This window comes from Nonomuraea sp. NPDC001831, assembly GCF_042892035.1.
Taxonomy (GTDB): Bacteria; Actinomycetota; Actinomycetes; order Streptosporangiales; family Streptosporangiaceae; genus Nonomuraea.
Genome location: NZ_JBIATU010000021.1, coordinates 21,138 through 39,245, shown reverse-complemented (window position 1 = coordinate 39,245; position 18,108 = coordinate 21,138). Strand labels below are relative to the sequence as shown.

At 71.6% G+C, this 18,108-nt stretch carries 16 protein-coding genes; 8 read left to right on the top strand and 8 right to left on the bottom strand.

The features are described from left to right. Positions 1-471 precede the first annotated feature (471 nt). The 5 genes from ACFYYW_RS42905 to ACFYYW_RS42885 all read left to right on the top strand — a co-directional run bounded on the left by ACFYYW_RS42905 (position 472) and on the right by ACFYYW_RS42885 (position 4,325). The gene (locus tag ACFYYW_RS42905) at positions 472-645 is read left to right on the top strand and encodes a hypothetical protein (protein ID WP_387658712.1); all 174 of its coding nucleotides are present in this window, start codon (positions 472-474) and stop codon (positions 643-645) included. A gap of 318 nt (positions 646-963) precedes the next feature. Next, on the top strand, positions 964-1,380 hold the full coding sequence (locus tag ACFYYW_RS42900) for a DoxX family protein (RefSeq protein WP_387658710.1): 417 nt from the start codon (positions 964-966) through the stop codon (positions 1,378-1,380). Positions 1,381-1,509: 129 nt separating this feature from the next. After that, a complete protein-coding gene (locus tag ACFYYW_RS42895; protein WP_189654223.1) occupies positions 1,510-1,719 on the top strand; it encodes a ferredoxin in 210 nt (69 codons plus the stop codon). Beyond that, positions 1,709-3,079: an NAD(P)/FAD-dependent oxidoreductase gene (locus ACFYYW_RS42890; RefSeq protein WP_387658706.1), complete on the top strand. Its 1,371-nt coding sequence runs from the start codon at positions 1,709-1,711 to the stop codon at positions 3,077-3,079. Before ACFYYW_RS42895 ends, ACFYYW_RS42890 begins: the two co-directional genes overlap by 11 nt. Positions 3,080-3,110: 31 nt before the next feature. Further along, the gene (locus ACFYYW_RS42885) at positions 3,111-4,325 is read left to right on the top strand and encodes a cytochrome P450 (RefSeq protein WP_387658703.1); all 1,215 of its coding nucleotides are present in this window, start codon (positions 3,111-3,113) and stop codon (positions 4,323-4,325) included. A 120-nt stretch (positions 4,326-4,445) separates the two neighbouring features. Here the strand turns inward: ACFYYW_RS42885 and ACFYYW_RS42880 are convergent, their stop codons facing one another. From ACFYYW_RS42880 to ACFYYW_RS42865, 4 genes are all read right to left on the bottom strand, one after another. Further along, entirely contained in the window at positions 4,446-7,193 is a 2,748-nt protein-coding gene (locus ACFYYW_RS42880; protein ID WP_387658701.1) for a BREX system ATP-binding domain-containing protein, read from the bottom strand. Positions 7,194-7,305: 112 nt separating this feature from the next. Beyond that, positions 7,306-8,160, bottom strand: coding sequence for an alpha/beta fold hydrolase (locus tag ACFYYW_RS42875; RefSeq protein WP_387658698.1), 855 nt, complete (start codon positions 8,158-8,160; stop codon positions 7,306-7,308). Positions 8,161-8,169: 9 nt separating this feature from the next. Further along, the gene (locus tag ACFYYW_RS42870; protein ID WP_387658695.1) at positions 8,170-8,799 is read right to left on the bottom strand and encodes a VOC family protein; all 630 of its coding nucleotides are present in this window, start codon (positions 8,797-8,799) and stop codon (positions 8,170-8,172) included. Between the two features lie 5 nt (positions 8,800-8,804). Then, complete coding sequence (locus ACFYYW_RS42865) at positions 8,805-9,638, bottom strand: alpha/beta fold hydrolase (RefSeq protein ID WP_387658693.1); 834 nt, start codon at positions 9,636-9,638, stop codon at positions 8,805-8,807. 139 nt (positions 9,639-9,777) lie between these two features. Here ACFYYW_RS42865 and ACFYYW_RS42860 point away from each other — a divergent pair, with 139 nt between their 5' ends. Together ACFYYW_RS42860 and ACFYYW_RS42855 are read left to right on the top strand one after the other, a co-directional pair. Beyond that, positions 9,778-11,205 (top strand): dihydrolipoyl dehydrogenase family protein, encoded by a 1,428-nt coding sequence (locus ACFYYW_RS42860; RefSeq protein ID WP_387658690.1) that lies wholly within the window; start codon positions 9,778-9,780, stop codon positions 11,203-11,205. 232 nt (positions 11,206-11,437) lie between these two features. Beyond that, a complete protein-coding gene (locus ACFYYW_RS42855; protein ID WP_387658688.1) occupies positions 11,438-12,049 on the top strand; it encodes a hypothetical protein in 612 nt (203 codons plus the stop codon). Between the two features lie 39 nt (positions 12,050-12,088). On the opposite strand, the gene ACFYYW_RS42850 is transcribed toward ACFYYW_RS42855, so the two are convergent. The 4 genes from ACFYYW_RS42850 to ACFYYW_RS42835 form a co-directional block, all read right to left on the bottom strand. After that, positions 12,089-12,913, bottom strand: a complete 825-nt coding sequence (locus ACFYYW_RS42850) for an enoyl-CoA hydratase/isomerase family protein (protein ID WP_387658685.1) — start codon at positions 12,911-12,913, stop codon at positions 12,089-12,091. A gap of 167 nt (positions 12,914-13,080) precedes the next feature. Next, positions 13,081-13,509 carry a hypothetical protein gene (locus tag ACFYYW_RS42845; RefSeq protein ID WP_387658682.1) on the bottom strand — a complete coding sequence of 143 codons (429 nt, stop codon included), beginning with the start codon at positions 13,507-13,509 and terminating at the stop codon, positions 13,081-13,083. Between the two features lie 147 nt (positions 13,510-13,656). Then, a complete protein-coding gene (locus ACFYYW_RS42840) occupies positions 13,657-16,419 on the bottom strand; it encodes an AAA family ATPase (RefSeq protein WP_387658679.1) in 2,763 nt (920 codons plus the stop codon). A 24-nt stretch (positions 16,420-16,443) separates the two neighbouring features. Continuing rightward, positions 16,444-16,863 (bottom strand): DUF3237 domain-containing protein, encoded by a 420-nt coding sequence (locus tag ACFYYW_RS42835; RefSeq protein ID WP_387658676.1) that lies wholly within the window; start codon positions 16,861-16,863, stop codon positions 16,444-16,446. A gap of 165 nt (positions 16,864-17,028) precedes the next feature. Between ACFYYW_RS42835 and ACFYYW_RS42830 the strand changes: the two genes are divergently transcribed. Then, on the top strand, positions 17,029-18,102 hold the full coding sequence (locus ACFYYW_RS42830; protein ID WP_387658673.1) for a hypothetical protein: 1,074 nt from the start codon (positions 17,029-17,031) through the stop codon (positions 18,100-18,102). The last annotated feature ends 6 nt before the right edge of the window (positions 18,103-18,108 follow it).

Genomic DNA, 18,108 nt, shown 5'->3' with positions numbered 1-18,108 from the left:
CCTATGCATACCGGGGGTGCCGGAATGCGGCATAAACGGGCGCGGAGTTAGATAGCTGCTGGCCAACGCCGCACAAGTGCCGTACAAACCGTGGGGCGGCATCCGCACCAGTCAGGAGCTGGTCGAGCAGTTGGCGTTGCTGTTCGATCGTGATCCCCGCGGTGTGCAGCGGCTGGCCGCCGACGCCGGGCTGGGTGCGGCGACGGTTCAGGCGATGATCACCGGCCGTACGGCGATTCCCCGAGTGGCGACTTTGGAGAGGTTCGTGCGGGCGTGCGGCAAGGAGTTCCGGGACGCTCTACCGGAACTTCGCGGCCCAGGAGATCCTCATCGAGGCCGCTTACCGCAACGAGCTCGCCAAGCTGCGCGACGCCGCGCCCGGACTGCTGGCAGCCATGCCCTCCCGTGAGGCCCTACGCGCCTGGATGGGCCGCTTCATTGACTACGCCACCGCCAAGCTAGGCATGACCGATGCCATACGCGCTCGTCGAGGCCGGGGTGAAGGTTGGCAGTATCAGGTCCGACATCACCGCCACCGACATGTTCGCCGCGCTGACCGGCATCGCCCTCGCCTCGGGCAGACCCGAGCAGCGCGAGCAGGCCGAGCGTCTGCTCGACCTCACCCCGGACGGACTCAGCCGCTGAGCGACCGGAAGCTGCGGCTTCATGGGCGCCGGACGATGAAGTCCGGTTGGCGACGTGTACGGGCAGTCGTCCCTCTCTCTCGTGGGTGCTTCATGGTTGCCGGAGAGATGCCGAACTCTTGATGCTGACGTGAGTGCTCCCATGTCTTCTGATCTCCGTTCGGGAGAACAAACCGGTATGACTACGCAACGTGAACACTCGACGGCCCGGCCAGGGCGCCTGGGCGGCGTCATGAAGAGGATCCGCACCGCGAATGCCGGTCGATGTGCCACCGCCGAGCAGCGATCTCCTATTCGCTTCGCCAGGAAGAACGTCCTCGTGGACACGTCGTTCGAACGGCAGGGTCTGTTCCTGGCCTTCTATCGTTTCGTGACGGGTCTGCTGTTCGCCTGTCACGGGGTGGCCACCCTCTTCGGTGTCCTGGGCGGACCTCAGGGGCCCGCACCGAGCTTCGGGGAGTGGCCGGGGTGGTGGGCCGCGGTCATCCAACTGGTCGCCGGCGTCCTGGTCGTCCTGGGAGTGGCCACCCGCGCCGCCGCCGTCATCTGCTCGGGCACCATGGCCTATGCCTATTTCGTCGTGCACCAGCCTCAAGCGCTGTTCCCGATCGAGAACGGCGGTGAGAAGGCTGCTCTCTTCTGCTGGGGGTTCCTGCTCATCGCCGCCTTCGGTCCCGGCCGCTGGGCCTTGTCCGCACGGCTGGCATCCCCACGGGCAGTCGCTCACGAATCCTGACGTTCCCCGAAGGCACGGGCCATTGTCGGGCCTGGACCGCGCGATTACCGGACGCATCCCCGATTGTCCGATTCCCTTTGCTGCTGCTCTGGACAGGAACAAGGGTGAGGCGACGAAGGGAATGGTGGGATGCGGATCGTCGTGGACCTCACCCGCTGCCAGGGCTACGCGCAGTGCGTGTTTCTCGCGCCGAGGGTGTTCCGACTGCACGGGGAAGAGGCGCTGCTGTACACGCCGGCCGTCCCCGACGACCAGCTGGAGCGCGTGCGCCAGGCCGCGGTGGCGTGCCCGGTCCAGGCCATCCTCCTCGGCGAGGAGGTGAGCGTCGGTGGCCGATGACCTGCGGAAGGGCAGGATCGTCATCGTCGGTGCGTCGCTGGCGGGGCTGCGGGCCGCTGAGACACTGCGTGAGGAGGGCTTCACCGGCTCTCTGACCGTGGTGGGAGACGAGCTCCGCCCGCCCTACGACAGGCCGCCGCTGTCCAAGCAGGTGCTGCTCGGCCAAGCGGCGGCGGACGCCACCGAGCTGCCGATGCGCCGGGACCCGGACGCCCACTGGCGGCTCGGAGTGCCTGCCACGGGCCTCGATCCTCTCGGGAAGCGGGTGATGCTGGCCGACGGCGATGCGCTTCCCTTCGACCGGCTGCTGATCGCCACCGGGACCCGGGCACGGCCATGGCCCAACGCGGAGGAGGCCGCCCTGGACGGGGTGTTCACTCTGCGCACCTGCGATGACGCCGGACTGCTGGCCGAGCGGCTGGCCGCCGGGCCGCAGCGGGTGCTGGTGATCGGCGGCGGCTTCACCGGCTCGGAGATCGCCTCGGCCTGCCGGGAACGGGGCCTGGAGGTCACGGTCACCGAACGCGGCCCCGCACCTTTGGTGGGCGCGCTCGGCGGCACGTTGTCGAAGCTCGCCGCCGGCATGCAGCGGGCGCACGGGGTGGACCTGCGCTGCGGGGTGACGGTCACCGCCCTGCGCGGGGACGGGAACGGCCGCTTCTCCGGCGCGGACCTGTCCGATGGCAGTCACGTCACCGCGGACGTCTGTGTCGTGGCGCTGGGCGCCGTCCGCAACGTCGAATGGCTCAAAGACGCCGGGCTGGCGGCGGGCCCACGCGGGATCGCCTGCGACGGCGGGTGCCGGGCCTTCGACATGTACGGGATCGTCACCGACGACGTCTTCGTCGCCGGCGACGTCTCCCGCTTCCCTCATCCGCTGTTCGAGTACCAGCTGCTCTCCTTGGAGCATTGGGGCAACGCGGTCGCGCAGGCCGAAGTGGCGGCCCACAACATGGTCAATCCTGGGCCGCTGCGGCGTCCACATCTCGCGCTGCCGACGTTCTGGTCGAGCCAGTTCGGGCTCAACATCAAGGCGGTGGGCGTCCCCACCTTCTCCGACCAGATCGTCCTCGCGCAGGGCTCGCTGGAGGCGCGCCGGCTCGCGGTGGTGTACGGCTACCGGGGCCGGGTCACCGCCGCGGTCACCGTCAACATGGCCAAGTCGCTCGAGTACTACCAGCACCTGATCGAGACCGCTGCCCCGTTCCCGCCCGCGCCCGGCGCGGCGGACCGTACGCTCGCCGCCGAGCTGCCGCTTCCCTCCGATGTGCCGGCCCCGAAGGGGCTCTCCCACGGCCCCCTTGTCGCGCTCACCGGTCACCTGCCGGACCGCCGGCTGACCATGGTGCGTCCTGGCTGACCCTTCCGCCCGTCCACGAGGAGCCCAGAGCATGACCACCGACACCCTGCTGAGACGAATCACCGACTACGCCAGCCGCTCCAACCCCTACCCCCTGTACGCGGAACTCCGCGAGGCCGGCCCCGTGGTGCTGCAGGCAGACGGCAGCTACCTGGTCGGCACCTACCACGAGATCAACGCCCTGCTCCACGACCCGCGGATCAGCGCCGATCCCCGCAGCCGCCGTGAAGCGGACCCTGATCTGTCCGCCGAGGAGCAGCTCCCGTTCCTGCGGCTCGACGACCCGGAGCACCACAGGCTGCGCACCCTGGCCATGCGACCGTTCGGCCCCCCGCACAGCCCTGGCCGCATCGATGCCATGCGCGGACAGATCACCGAGGTCACCGAGGACCTGATCGAGGCGCTCCGTGATCGCACAAGGATCGACATCGTCGACGACTTCGCCTACCCGCTGCCCGTCGCGGTCATCTGCCGGCTGCTCGGTGTCCCGCGCGAGGATGAGCCGCGGTTTCGGGAATGGTCCGACGCGATCGTCGCCTCCGCCGACGTCGGCACCGAGGACGACACCACCGAGCAGGATCGAGCCGGCCGACAGGCCAGGGCCGACATGGGCCGGTACCTGGTGGACCTCGCCGAGCAGCGACGCGGTAACCCCGGTGACGACATGCTCTCCGCCTTCGTCAACGAGCCGGACCCGGCCATGCGGCTCACCCGCGAGGAACTGGCGGAGACCGCCGTCCTGCTGCTCATCGCCGGGCACGAGACCACGGTCAATCTGATCACCAACGGGGTGCTCACCCTGCTGCGTCACCCCGACCAGCTCGACCGGCTGCGCGATGACCCCGGCCTGCTGCCCGGCGCCGTGGAGGAACTGCTGCGCTACGAGCCCCCGGTGCACATGCGCGAGCGCGTCCCGCTCGCCGACATCGACATCGCCGGGTTCACCGTGCCCAAAGGCACGCCGCTGGTGCTCGTACTCGCCTCCGGCAACCGCGACCCGAAACGGTTCCACGAGCCCGACCGGTTCGATCCCACTCGCCCCGACAACCAGCACCTCGGCTTCGGCAGCGGCATCCACCTGTGCTACGGCGGTCCGCTGGCCCGGCTCGAAGCCCAGATCGCACTTGGCGCGCTGATCCCCAGCCTCGGCACCGCGACCCTGGTCCAGGACCCGCCGCCCTACCGGCACAACGCCATGCTCCGCGGCCCCCGCCACCTCCCGATCGAGATGCGGGAACCCACCTGACGTCCGCGGAGAGCCATGCGGCGGAGGCGGGGCCTGGCCTGTGGCTTGCTGCAGCCCGGCTTCTGCGCAACTGTCTCGCATCGCTCACGGCGCGCACAGGAACCACGATCGACGGCATCGTCACCGCGTCCTGCTGAGCAGGTGGGGCGGCGCGTCTCGGAGCTCTTTGCGGGAGCTGATGCCGAGTTTGCCGAAGACCTTGCGCAGGTGCCATTCGACGGTGCGGTCGCTGATGTACAGCTCGGCGCCGATCTCCGCGTTGGTGCGGCCCTCTCGCGCCAGGCGGGCGATGTGCTCCTCCTGCGGGGTGAGGTCGTCGACGGTGTCGGCGGTGCGCCTGCGCACCTTCTCACCGGTCGCCAGCAGCTCGTGTCTGGCGCGTTCGGCGAAGCCGTCGGCTCCCATGGCGGCGAACTCCTCGAACGCCTGCTTCAGGTGGTGGCGCGCGTCGGCGCGGCGGCGTTCGCGGCGCAGCCATTCGCCGTACACCAGCCGGGTCCTGGCCAGTTCGAACGTCAGCCGGGTACGGCCGAGCCGTTCGACGGCCTCGGCGTAGTGCCGGGCGGCGGCGGCTCCGTTGCTGACGAGGGCCCGCGCGCGGGCTTCCAGACCGGTCGCCCACTCCTGGTCCGAGCCTGCCGTGTACGTCAACAGCCGGGCGAGCGCGGCTTCGGCGACCGAGGTGGCGCCGCTGCGCGCGGCGGCTTCGACCAGGTCCGGGAGAGCCTGCGCGGTGAACGGGCCGAGGTCGCCCGTCGCGGCCCGTACGGCGGCGACCGTCGCCTCGGCGTAGTGCCCGAGTCCGAGGTGCAACAGCGCGGTGGCGCGGTCGGTGAAGTAGAGGCCGAGCCCTTCGCCGCGCGCGGTGGCCTCAGCCGAGGACTCCGCGATGAGCGGCAGCGCCTCGGCCGCGTGTCCCCGGTAGGCCAGCAGGAACAGATCTCCGTAGGACACCCGGCGCGTGCCGGTGACCTGTTTGACCGTCGACTCCTCCAGCCCCAGCTCGCGAGCGAACTCCACGTCGCCGCGCCACAACGCGATGACCCGGCGGACGTTGAGCGCGTTGGCGAGCGGCGCGAGCGCGCCTCCGGCGCGGGCCAGCTCGACGTGGCGGGCGTTGGCCGCCTCCCAGCGGTCGTAGTCCCACAGCGACAGCGCCGCGTTGGCGACCAGCACGCCGCAGTGCAGCCACAGCGCGGTCGGCATCTCGTGGTCGAGGAATCCCGTGACCGCCTCGCGCAGCGGAGGATGGCCGGCCGACGTCCCGTCGTTGATGAGCGCGGCCAGGCCGTCCAGCAGCAGGTCGGCGGCTGTCGCCGCGCGGGGCGGCGGTGGGGCCGCGCCGGCCGCCGCGCAGACCGCGGCCAGGTCGCTGTCGGGATCGGCGAGCCCGCCCGCGACGAGCGCGGCGCTCCACGCGTCGAGGTAGGTGTGCCTGGCGAGCCGGCTGTCGAGGGGTTCGAGCCGCCGGGCGGCACGCAGCAGCGCCGCCGGCGCTTCCCTCCCGGAGCGCGCGGCACGGTCGGTGCGGCCGCGGATCAGGTCGATACGGGCACCCTGCAGGGCGTCGGCCGGCAGCGCTTCGGCCCTGGCGAGCAGGCCGAGCGCGGTCTCGAAGGCGCCGGCGTCGAGGCTCGCCTGCGCCGCCGACAGCGTGCGCTCGACGCGGAGGCCGGTGTCGGTCGTCAGCTCGGCCGACCGACGCAGCAGCGCCGACGCCGCTGCCATCCCGCCGCGGGACTCCACGCCCTGCGCGGCTTCGGCGAGCTCGGCGGCAAGCTGGTCGTCGGGGCCCGCTGCGGCGGTCGCGAGGTGCCACAGCCGGCGTTGCCGTTCGCCCTCGTCGTCCAGCGCGCCCGCGAGCGCGCGGTGGACGGCCCGTCGCTCCTCGGCGGTGCCGGCGGCGTAGGCGGCCGAACGCACCAGCGGGTGGCGGAAACGGACGCTCCGGGTGATCTCGACGAGCTGCGCTTCCTCGGCGGGGGCCGCTGCCTCCAGCCCGAGGCCGAGCAGGGGCGCCGCGCGCCACAGGAGCGCGGCGTCGCCGGTGGGGTCGGCCGAGGCCAGCAGGAGCAGCTGCCGGGCGGGTTCGGGCAGTGCGCGGATGCGTCGCTCGTACCGCTCCTGCAAGGCGTCGGCGCCCGCGGTCGGCAGGGCGAAACCGCCGAGCAGCTCGGCCCTGCCGCTGCGTGACAGCTCCAGCAGGGCCAGCGGGTTGCCGCGGGTCTCGGCCACGATCCGGTCGACCACCCGGGCGTCGAGCCGGCCGGGATTCGACGCGGCCAGGAGCGCTCGGGCGTCGGCGTCGGCCAGGCCGTCCACGGGCAGGGCGGGGAGCCCGGCCAGCAGCGTGTCGGCAGCGGGTTCGCGGACGGCGAAGATCAGCAGCACCGACTCGCCGAGCAACCGCCTGGCGACGAACCCGAGCACCTGGCGCGAGGCCGCGTCGAGCCACTGGGCGTCATCGACGAGGCAGACCAGCGGCCGGCCGGTGGCCGCTTCGGCGAGCAGGGAGAGGACGGCCAGGCCGAGGACGAGCCTGTCGGGGGCCGGGCCCACGGCGTAGCCGAAGGTCACCTCCAATGCGTGGCGCTGGGGCGCGGGGAGGGTGACCGCCGTCGTGAGCATGGGACCGCAGAGCTGGTGGAGTGCGGCGAAGGGCAGTTCGAGCTCGGATTCGACGCCGGTGATCCTGATGACCCGGCAACGCTCGGCCTGGCTCTCGACGTAGTGGAGCAGGGCGGTCTTGCCGGCGCCCGCCTCGCCGCGCAGGACGAGCACGGCGCTCTCGCCGCCCCTGACCTGTTCAAGCGCCTGGTGCAGGCGTTCGCGCTCGGGTCGGCGTCCCTTGAGGACAGGCGCTGCCACGGCTAGATTCTAGTGATCATCCGCCTGTCTCGCACTTGCCCGATCCATGTCAGGGCATGCCTCCTGCCGCCGGCGGCTCGCCGGTCGCCGGTGGTGGGAAGGCCTGCGTGCGCTAGCGGGCCGGGGCGTCCAGGAACTCCTGGACGAGCGCGGCGAACTGGCGCGGGTATTGGAACAGGAACCCGTGTCCGGCGTCGGAGAAGATCCGCAGGCGCGCGTTCGGCAGGTGGTCGGCGAGGAGCTGGGAGTTGACCGTCGGGATCATCGGGTCGTTGTCCCCGGCGGCCACGAGCGTGGGCTGGGTGATCCCCGCGAGCCGGGCGAGCCGTCCCGGGTCCGGGATGCCCCACTCGACGATCGCGTCGTACTGGGCGCGGGCGACCTCGGGGCCGTTCGGCCGGTCGGGGTGCTCGGTCCGGCTGAAGACGCGCTGGGCGTACTCCTTGCCGAGCGCCCGGCTGGTCTCGGTGATGCCGAAGAAGATGTGCAGGAGTTCCTCGATGCCGCCGTCCGCGCGGTTGGCGGCGCGTTCGATGTCGAGGGTCCAGCCGTGCATCTGCTTCCCGCCCCGAGGGCCGGTCCCGGCCAGCACGATCCGCCGTACGGCGCGCGGCCGCAGCAGCGCGACCTCCTGGGCGACCATGCCGCCGAGCGAGAAGCCCAGCAGGTCGGCCCCCTCGATCTCCAGCGCGTCGAGGAAGGCGATGGCGTCCCTGGCCATCTGGGCGACGGTGACGGGCACCCGGCCGGATGAGCGGCCGACGCCGGTGTTGTCGAGCAGGATCACCTCCCGGTCTTCGGCGAGGACGTCCACGAGGAGCGGGTCCCAGTTGTCGAGGGTGCCGCGGAAGTGCTGCAGGAACAGCAGCGGCGGCCGGCCGGTGCCGGTGGCGCCGAAGCGGCGGTAGGCGAAGGTCACCCCGTTGGCGGCGGTGACGTCGAGGATGGGCGTGGTGAGTGTGGTCATGATCTGTCCTCAGCGTGGAAGTTCGTCGCCGTGGTGCTCGGCGACCAGGTAGGCGGCGTACCAGTCGGGCCAGTTCTCGTCGTGGGCGCCGCCGTCGCGGGCTTCGTGCTCGCCGTGCGCGGCGGCCGCCCTCCTGAGCGCGCCGGCCAGGTCGCTCACCGACGCGTACGTCGTGGACGTGCTGTCGACGCGTCCGGGAATCCGGGTCGTGACCTCCTGGAGCAGGAAGGTGTTGCCGTCGGGATCGCGGAAGGCCGCGAAGGACCCGTAGCTGGCCCGGTCGGCCGCGAGCCCGCCGGCCTGCCCGTCGGGGACCTGGCCGAACTGCGCGCCGGGAGCCTCCGGGTGGAAGACCTCGCCGACGTCGGCGCCGGCGGCCGCGAGTTGCTCGCGGGCCGCGGCGATGTCGGAGACGACCAGGTAGACGCCTTCGGCGGTGCCCGGCCGCCGGCTGGTGATCCGGGTCCCGAACTGGATGGAGGCGGGCGATCCGGGCGGGGTCACCTGGACGACGCGGAAGCCGTTGTCGAAGGCGAAGTCGGCGTCCAGCCGCCAGCCCAGGTCTTCGTAGAACTTCTTGGAGCGGTCGACGTCGGAGACGGGGATGACGACGGCTTCGACCTTCAGATCCTGCTTCATGGCGTTCACCTTTCGATGGGCTGGTGGCGGTCCCACCAGTCGAGGACGAGGGAGGCGTAGGCCTTGGGGGCTTCCTCCCAGGCGAAGTGCCCGGCGTCGAGGACGTCGAGCGAGCTGTCGGGCAGCCGGGCCGCGAGGTACTCGGCATGCGGGCGCGGGACGACCAGATCCCGCGCGGGAGAGATGATCCGGACCGGCGTCCGGATGGTCGGGAGCAGCGGTTCGAGGGCGTTGAGCTCGGTGGGATAGGTGCGGACGTAACGCATCGACTCGGCGAACCGCGGACCGGCGTAGGAGGCGACATAGTCGTCGCGCACATGCTCCGCGAGCGGGGTGGCCGGGAAGATGTTCTCCAGGGTCATCCGCATGACCTGGTCCGCGTTCGACTCGTACCAGCCGATGTCGGGCTCGTGCACCCAGCCCGCGAGCGGCTCGCCGAGCGGCAGATCGGCCGACGCGCCTCCGCCGCCGACGACGAGGCTGTGGAAGCGATCGGGCCGTCGCGCCGCCGCGAACAGGGAGGCGCTGGTGCCGACGTCCGGGCCGACGACGTGCACCTTGTCGAGCCCGAGCGCGTCGAGGAACTTGAGGATGAACGCGCCGGCGGCTCGCGGGGTGAGCACATCCGGACGGCCTTCCGACCTGCCGAAGCCGGGCAGGTCGACGGCGACCACGTGGACGTCGACCGCCAGTTCGGCCCACATGGGTTCGTACGCGTACAAGCTCTCAGGCCATGGGCTGAGCAAGAGCGCGTGCGTGTCGCGCTGCTCGCTCTCGGCGTAGCGGACGGTGAGCCCGTCCAGTGTGATGGTCTTGAGGGTGATCGGTGAGGTGCTCATAGTTTCCTCCACGTCCGGCCGCTGTCGCGGTTGTGCTGTCAGCTTCGTCCGGCGGCGATCTCGTCGCACCAGGGGAACGCCCTGGTCCCGTTCCGACCCCCGGGCGCGAGTCAGGAGGCACGTGGGGGTCACGGGTGCGATGCCTGGCAGCTGTGCGAGATGGTCTGAGGACAAGGCGACACGAACGGAAGGGCGCGTGGAGATGAGCGAGGCCGGCGAATGCGACGTAGTGGTGATCGGATTAGGCCCGGGAGGCGAGCACGTGGCGGGAAGCCTGGCCAGGGCCGGGCTGTCGGTCGTGGGCGTGGACGAACGCCTGGTCGGCGGTGAGTGCCCCTACTTCGGGTGCATCCCGACCAAGATGATGATCGCCGCCGCCGACAAGCTGCGCACGGCCCGGTACGTCGAGGGCCACGCCGGATCGGCGACCGTCACCCCGGACTGGAAGCCGGTCGCGGACCGGATCCGCGAGGAGGCCACCGACGACTGGAACGACCAGGTCGCCGTGGACAGACTGGTCGACGCCGGCGCCGTCTTCGCGCGCGGCCGCGGCCGGATCACCGCGCCCGGCACGGTCACCGTCACCGGCCCCGACGGGGCGCAGACGTCCTACGCCGCCCGGCGCGGCATCGTGCTCAACACCGGCACCTCACCGGCCGCGCCGCCGATCCCCGGGCTCGCGGACACGCCGTACTGGACCAACCGGGACGTCGTCCGGCTGACCGAGCTGCCGGCCTCGCTGGCGGTGCTCGGCGGCGGCGCGATCGGCTGCGAGATCGCACAGGCCGTCGCCGCCTTCGGCGTCGAGGTGACGGTGATTGAGGCCGCCGACCGGTTGCTCGCGGTCGAGGAGCCGGAGGCCTCCGCGGCCGTGGCGAAGGCGTTCGCGGCCGAGGGCATCACCGTGCGCACGTCGGCGCGGGCCCAGCGGGTCGAGCGCGACGGCGACGGCTTCCGGATCAGCCTGGCCGGCGGCACGGTCGTGGCCGAGCGTCTGCTGGTCGCCGCGGGCCGGCGCAACAACCTGCGGGACCTCGGCCTTGAGCAGGTCGGCCTGGACCCGGACGCGCGCGTGCTGGACCCCGACGAGCGGATGCGCGTGGCCGAGGGCGTCTGGGCCATAGGCGACATCACCGGCAAGGGCGCGTTCACGCACATGTCGATGTATCAGGCGGACGTGGTGATCCGGGACCTTACCGGCGCCGGCGGCCCGTGGGCGGACTACCGGGCCGTCGGCCGCGTCACCTTCACTGCTCCCGAGGTCGGCTCGGTCGGGCTGAGCGAGGCCGCCGCGCGCGAACGAGGCGTCGATGTCCGGGCGGCGACCGGTGACCTGGGCACCCGCGGCTGGATCGCCGCGGAGGCCGGGCCGGTCAAGCTGGTCGCGGACGCGGGCCGGGGTGTGCTGGTCGGCGGCACCGTCGTCGGCAGCGCGGGTGGCGAGGTGCTGGCCGCGCTCGTGACGGCGATCCACGCGGAGGTCCCGATCGCGACGCTGGCCGAGATGCATTTCGCGTACCCGACCTTCCACCGCGCCCTTCAGCCCGTCCTGCGCGCTCTGCTCTGAAGCGCGGGCCCGGAGGCGTCCGCCTGACGTTCGACGCGGGCGCGGGGAATGGTGGGGAAGTCTCCCCCCGAGTGGTGCAAGGGACTCCGCTCGCGCGACGTGGTCAGGTGGTGGGCCTTGCCTCCAGGTGGCCGTTGCGGAACAGGATGTGCTCAGCTTGGTATGGGCTGCAGGACGCTGAACGTGCGCAGCGCCTGTCCCCGGTTCCGAAGACTTGTCCGAAGGAGATGTCATGCGGGTAGCGGTGGTCACGTTCGACGGGTTCAACGAACTCGACAGTTTCATCGCCTCGGCGCTGATCAACCGATGCTGGGCCGACGGGCTGGAAGCGTTCATCACGACGCCGACGCCGGTGGTCACGTCGATGAACGGCGTCCCGGTGACCGGGCAGCGTCCGATCGAGTTCGTGAGCGAAGCCGAGGTCGTGCTGATCGGGAGCGGGGTGAGGACTCGCGACGTGGTCGCCGACGACCGGCTGCTGGCCATGTTGCCGCTCGACCCCGCCCGGCAGTTGATCGGTTCGCAGTGTTCGGGGGCGCTGGTGCTGGCCCGTCTGGGCCTGCTGGAGCACATGCCGGCCTGCACGGACAGAACCAGCCGGCCGTTCGTCGAAGCCTGCGGCGTCACCGTGCTGGACGCACCCTTCCACGCGGAGGGGAACATCGCGACGGCGGGCGGGTGCCTGGCGTCACAGTACCTGGCCACCTGGGTGATCACCCGCGCCCTCGGCGAGGACGCCGCCCGCGCGGTCCTCGACTACGTCGCCCCGGTCGGCGAGAACGACGAAACGGTCGAACGCGGTCTCCGCGCCGTCCACGAGGGCAGCGGGCTCACCCTGCGCTGAGCCCCGGGGGCAGGCGGCGGCCGCTCGCCGCCCTCTCCTTCACAGGTCGCCGAGGCGTTCTCCCAGGTGGAGTTCGAGTGGGCCGCGGGTCTGCAGTCCCTGCGCGAACAGGGCCCTCACCCGGGCCTGGGAGGCGTCCGCGGCGACCAGATCGCGGAATCGGATCGCATCCGCCCGGACAGCGTCGGCGGCGGGCAGGGTCAGCTCGTTGAGCACTCGCTTCGCCGTACGAACTCCTTCGACTGGGAACGAGGCGATACGCCCGGCGAGCCTGGAGACGAAGGCGTCGAGCTCGGCATCGGGCAACGCCCGGTTGATCCAGCCATACCGCTCCGCCGTGTCGGCGTCGAAGTCATCGGCACCGAGGATCGCCTCCATCGCCCGCCCTCGGCCCAGCAGCCGGGTGAGATGCTGCATGCCTCCGGCTCCAGGAGGCGCGCCGGTGCCGACCTCGATTTGCCCGAGGACGGCGTTCTCGCGGGAGGCGAAGCGCATGTCGCAGGCCAGCGCCAGTTCGCTGCCCGCCCCGCGTGCCCGGCCGCGGATCTTCGCGATCGTCACGACCGGTAGCTTGCTGAGCCGGTACCACAGCATGCCGAGCGAGGCGTCGCCCGGGCCGCCTGCCCGGGCCGCCTCGGTGGTGTAGTCGGCGACCTTGGTCAGATCGACGTGCGGGACAAAATACTCGGGATCGGCGCTCTCCAGCACCACGACCCGGACGCCCTGATCCGTTTCTAGCTCGCCGACCAGCTTCACCAGGTCGCGGACGAGCTCGGGGCCGATCAGGTTCATCGGCGGCGCGTCCATCACCACGCTCAGCACGCCCTCATCGGTGGAAGCGAGGCGCAGGGTCGGATACATCATGGCTACTCATCCTCTCGGTGACAGGGCCTGGCCTCTGGGCTGTACAGCTTGGCATGGCAGGGGGCGGGTGCCCGCCCCCTGCCTCCGTTCAGGCAGTCGCGAGTGACCTGTCACAGGTTCTCCTCCTCGCACCGCCTCACGTGCCAGGCGGCGACACTCGTCGGGGGTCAACCGGTTACGCGGTCAGCCTTGTCGTTGAACCAGCCGGGCAGGCTCGGCCACCACTCGTTCGGCCCGGCATAGAACTGGGTGCCGGAGTCAAAGTCGTACAGGGTCGCGCCGTAGGCCGGCCAGCCAGTCCAGATCCGCAGCGAAGAGACCTTGTTCTTCATGTAGGCGGGCAGGTCCGTACCCTGCCCCAGCGTCCACTCGAAGCAGTCGCCCTGGTAGTTGATGTCGGTGAACATCTGTCCCCAGCCCTCCTGCCCGTAGTGGGTGCAGTTGCCCTGCGCGCTGGCGCTGGGGGCGGTGGCCAGCAGGGCGGCCGCGGTGGCCACGACGGCCAGCGCGACGGTCACGATCCTGCGAAGGGGACGGGAAGCGGTCGTGGCGGCGGCGGTCTGCGTGTTTGCGGTGGGGGTGGCCTTGGCGGACATCTCTGCTCCTTGTGGTGGTCCCGGGCTCACGGTCCGGGTGCCTGGGCGGTGATGTCTTCACGATCGCGCGCGGCCGCCGTCTTTCGCGCCCGTGACACTCCCTGGCCCTACCCCGGGCCCCTTACTGGGCCGGGTGGACGAGCGCGGTCAGACCGTCGCCGGTTCGACGGCTCGCAGCGCCCGCGCCAGGTCCTTGCGCGAGGTGATGTCGAGTTTGGTGAACACCTTGCGCAAGTGCCATTCGACGGTGCGATGGCTGACGAACAGGCGGGCGGCTATCTCCGGGTTGGTGTGCCCGTCACCGGCCAGCCGCGCGATCTGCGCCTCCTGCGGAGTCAGCTGAACGCTTGGGCCCTCGCTGCGCTTGTGAACGGTCTCCCCGGTCGCCAGCAGCTCCCGTTCCGCACGCCGGGCGAACGCCCGCGCACCCATGGCGTCGAAGGCGGCCAAAGCGGCCTTGAGCTGGGTACGTGCGTCGATTCTGCGGTTGTGCCTGCGCAGCCACTCGCCGTAGATCAGCTGAGCCCTGGCGTGGTGGACGGTGACACGGGAGCGGGCCAGGTGCTCGATCGACTCCCGATACAGCTCCTCGGCCTTGCCGTCCTGGCTCAGCAACGCCCGGGAACGGGTCTCGATGCCGCGTGCCCATGGCGTTTGGCTGGTCGACGAGCGTTCCTCCAGCCGCTCGAAGGCCTGGTGCGCGGTGTCTGCGTCACCGGAGCGGACGGCTGCCTCGATCAGCTCGGGCAGCACCCAGACGGTGAACCCGATCCCGTCGGGTTCAGCGGCGCGCTGGGCGGCCTCGGCGGCAGGGCCGTACTCGCCGTAGCCCAGGTATAGAGTCGCGGCGGCCCACTCGGCCGCTTCCACGGCGAAACCCTCGCCCCGAGCTGTGGCCGCGGCGAGGATGCGCTCACGCAGGTCGAGCGTGTATTCGCGGTCCCCTCGCCAGGCGGCGAGCAGGATGGAGAAGTCAGCGACGGCGACGTTGCGCGTCGCTTGGGTGATCGAGTCGGCTTCCTGGACGAGCTGCTGGGCGAGGTCGAAGCGTCCAGCGAACAACTGATGGGCGGCGGAGTAGTTCAGCGCGAACGGTAGGACGGTGAGCAGGCCGCGCTCGCGGGCCGTCTCCGCCAGGCCGCCGGCCATCGCCGCGCAGGCGTCGTCGTCCCACACGTCCATGGCCAGCTGGCAGGCCAGCCAGCACCAGGCGATGTTGTCACGGCGGAAACCCTCCCGCTGGAAGGTCGCGATCGCCCGCGCCACCGAGGGCAGCACCTGCACGTACGGGTGCGTGGCTCGGGTGACGAGCACGTCAAGGAACTGGTCGACAGCCCGCACAGGATGATCGCGGACCGGCGCCAGCGCGGCGTCCGCAGCGGGCAGCACGCCGTCGGGACGACCGAACCGGCCGCTGCGCATCAGCGCCCACATCGCCTCCAGATGCGTCTCGCGCGCCAGCTCCGGATCGACGACTTCGAGCTGCCTGGCCGCCCCGCTGAGCAGGATGGGCGTGTCGCTGCCCCGGGTGCGCGCGAACGCGATGTGGGCGCGCACCCGCTCCAGCCGCGCCCTCTCGGCCGCCTCCAGCGGGGCGATCGCCGCCAGCGCCAGCAGTGCCTCGGCCGCGCCCAGTGCGCCCGCGTCCAGCTTGGCCTGGGCGGCGGCCAGGGCCCGCACTCCGCGCAGGCGAGGATCGGGCGTCAGCTCCGCCGCCCGCTCCAGGAAGGCAGCCGCCGCCTCGGCACCAGCGCGAGCCTGCGCGCGGACGGCACGACGCTCCAGTTCCGCCGCGACATCCTCATCGGGCGCCGCCGTCGCGTGCGCGCGATGCCAAGCGCGCCGATCCGGGTCGGCCTGCGGGTCGGTGGCCTCGGCCAGTGCCGCGTGGCCGCGACGGCGTACCTCGGGCGGCGCGGCCCGGTAGGCGGCGGTCCTGACCGTGGGGTGACGGAAGGCGAGTCTCGGGCCGAGATCGATCAGGCCCGCCGACTCGGCCGGCTCGGCGGCGCCGATGGCGATGCCCAGGTGCTCCAGCGCGCGCATCAGCACCAGCATGTCGCCGACCGGTTCGGCGGCCGCGACAAACAGCAGCAGACGGGTGTCGCCGGGCAGCGCCTCGACCCGCCGGACGAAGCTGTGCTGGATGCGTCCGGACAGCATGCGGGCATCCGGCAGCCCGAACCCGCCCGCCAGTTCCGCGGGGGTCATCGTGCGCGGCAGTTCGAGCAGGGCCAGCGGGTTGCCGCGCGTCTCAGCCACGATCCGGTCGCGCACCTGCCCGTCCAGGCCGCCCGGGATCACCGAGCCGAGCAGGAGGCGGGCGTCGTGGTCGCCGAGTCCTTCCACGGGCAGGGCGGGAAGCCCGTCCAGTTCGGTGTCCTCGCTCGGCTCGCGCACCGAGAACAGCATCGCGACGCGCTCGGCGGCCAGGCGGCGGGCAACGAAGGCGAGGATCTGTGTGGAGACGGAGTCCAGCCACTGCGCGTCGTCGACCACGACCAGGAGCGGACGCTGGTCGGCGAGCTCGCTCAGCGTGCCGAGGACGGCGAGCCCGACCAGGAACCGGTCGGCGGCAGGTCCGTCCTGCAGCCCCAGCGTGATCCTGAGGGCGTCACGCTGCGAGCCGGGCAGCCGCTGGGCCTCCTCGACCAGCGGGGCTCCGAGCAGTTGCTGCAGGCCGGCGCCCATGAGCTCCGACTCGGACTCCACCCCGGTCACCCGGGCGAGGCGAAAGGCGGCAGCGCGGGCGGCGCCGTACTCCAACAACGCCGTCTTGCCCGCACCGGTCTCGCCGCGGAGGACCAGGACCGATCCGCGGCCGTCGCGAGCACGCTCCAGCACCGCCTCGATCGCGGCGCACTCGGCCTGGCGGCCGAGCAGTGGGCCGGGGACAGCGCTGCCCGTCACCACTGCAGTATGACCGCGGGCGGCTCACGACACCAGGTAGGTCTCGTAGGTCGTGCCCGTGCCTCGACGGGCTCCCACGCTGACGAACACGCCCCGGTTGACCCAGGCGAGACGTGCGGAGGCGGCCTGGATCCGCGTGGTGGCGCGGAGGAGTGGGCCGTCGGCACCGGTGCCGTACCCGACGGCTCGCGAGCGGACGTGGAGCAGGTCGCCCCGGTCGGTACGGAGCGTGTATCTGAGACGGCTCACGACGGTGCCGTCCGGCAGCACGGACCGCCAGTCGGCGCTGCCCTCGGGCACGAGGTTACCGTTGAGCTCCGGCCCGGTGAACCGGCCCCCGGTGAGCGGCACGATCAGGCAGTCGCCGAGATCGAGTGGGGCCCCGGGCACGGTGTGCAGCCGGAACACCTGTGTGAGAGACGGACCGGGCAGTTCATTGATCATGCGTCCAGCCTGGGCTCCCGGGCGTCCGCTCGCGCCCGGGTGACCCACGGGGGACACACCCGTGAGTGGGGCCAGGGACTGTCCCGGGTGCGATGGCCGCCGCACCGGAGCACTCTGAGTGCGCGAACCCCGGTACCGGACCGGGGACAGGGGCCTGGAGGAGACATGTTCCAGCAGCTCAGAAGGTTCAGCCTGGTGGCGGCGGCATTCACGGCCGCCCTCGCCGTCATCGTCGGCCTGGCGGTTCCCGCGTCGGCCGGCTACCACTACGGCCTCCCCGGCGAGGACACCCAGTGGCGCGCGGTGACCTACGCCGGCGGCCCGATCACCAGCCGCTCCACCCCGGCCGAGGCCCGGGACAACCACGGCGACATCCTGCACGCCTGGCGCGGCGCCGACAACGACGGCGTCTGGATCTCGCTCAACAACGGCCCGGCCTACCCGCTGCCGACGCCGACGGGGTACGTGCAGACCTACGCCGCCCCGGTGGTGATCTGGACCGACGACGGCTCGCGCGGCAACTTCCGGATCTTCCACACCGGCACCGACGGCCACATCTACCAGCAGCGGATCCAGCTCACCACCAGCTACCAGTTACCGGCCACGCTGCCTGCCCCGACCAAGGCCCCCAACGACGCGCGCACCTCCGACGACCTGTCCATCGCGGCCGCCGCGCTGCCGAACAACTCCTACATGCTCGGCTGGAACAGCCAGACCAGCAACGACATCTGGACGATGTACTATGACGGCGGCAGCACCGCCTTCGCCACCCCGTCGATCGTCCCGAACGCCACCAGCTACAAGGCCCCCGCGCTGGCCGCGCAGGTGAACGACGGCAACGCCCCATGGAACCAGGTCGTGCTCGCCTTCACCGGCACCGACAACAACGTCTACATGACCCGCCAGCGCTACGGGTTCGGCGGCTGGACCAACCCGCAGGACGTCGGCTGGTCGCGCTACGCCCCGTCTGTCACGCTCTCCGAGACCGGCTACGGCGCGGTCCTCTACACCGACCTCGACAACGGCCTGATGGCCACCCGGATCCTGCGCAACGGCGACTCCTCGGAGTACTACGAGGAGAACTCCTACGCCTGGACCGGATCGGCTCCGCTGGCCGTGGCCACCGGCAGCGCCCTCTACTACGTGATCAACGGTTCCGGCAGCAGCCTGTCCGGCCTGTTGTGGAAGTTCGCCACCGACTTCGCCGCCCTGCCCACCCCGCCCGCCCCGCAGTGGTGACCGGTC

Excerpts from the sequence above, each read along its gene's own strand:
- ACFYYW_RS42850 (WP_387658685.1), bottom strand. The coding sequence starts at position 12,913 with ATGATGTATCCGACCCTGCGCCTCGCTTCCACCGATGAGGGCGTGCTG.
- ACFYYW_RS42830 (WP_387658673.1), top strand. The coding sequence starts at position 17,029 with ATGTTCCAGCAGCTCAGAAGGTTCAGCCTGGTGGCGGCGGCATTCACG.
- ACFYYW_RS42845 (WP_387658682.1), bottom strand. The coding sequence starts at position 13,509 with ATGTCCGCCAAGGCCACCCCCACCGCAAACACGCAGACCGCCGCCGCC.
- ACFYYW_RS42860 (WP_387658690.1), top strand. The coding sequence starts at position 9,778 with ATGCCTGGCAGCTGTGCGAGATGGTCTGAGGACAAGGCGACACGAACG.
- ACFYYW_RS42870 (WP_387658695.1), bottom strand. The coding sequence starts at position 8,799 with ATGAAGCAGGATCTGAAGGTCGAAGCCGTCGTCATCCCCGTCTCCGAC.
- ACFYYW_RS42895 (WP_189654223.1), top strand. The coding sequence starts at position 1,510 with ATGCGGATCGTCGTGGACCTCACCCGCTGCCAGGGCTACGCGCAGTGC.
- ACFYYW_RS42905 (WP_387658712.1), top strand. The coding sequence starts at position 472 with ATGCCATACGCGCTCGTCGAGGCCGGGGTGAAGGTTGGCAGTATCAGG.
- ACFYYW_RS42835 (WP_387658676.1), bottom strand. The coding sequence starts at position 16,863 with ATGATCAATGAACTGCCCGGTCCGTCTCTCACACAGGTGTTCCGGCTG.
- ACFYYW_RS42865 (WP_387658693.1), bottom strand. The coding sequence starts at position 9,638 with ATGAGCACCTCACCGATCACCCTCAAGACCATCACACTGGACGGGCTC.
- ACFYYW_RS42875 (WP_387658698.1), bottom strand. The coding sequence starts at position 8,160 with ATGACCACACTCACCACGCCCATCCTCGACGTCACCGCCGCCAACGGG.
- ACFYYW_RS42855 (WP_387658688.1), top strand. The coding sequence starts at position 11,438 with ATGCGGGTAGCGGTGGTCACGTTCGACGGGTTCAACGAACTCGACAGT.
- ACFYYW_RS42885 (WP_387658703.1), top strand. The coding sequence starts at position 3,111 with ATGACCACCGACACCCTGCTGAGACGAATCACCGACTACGCCAGCCGC.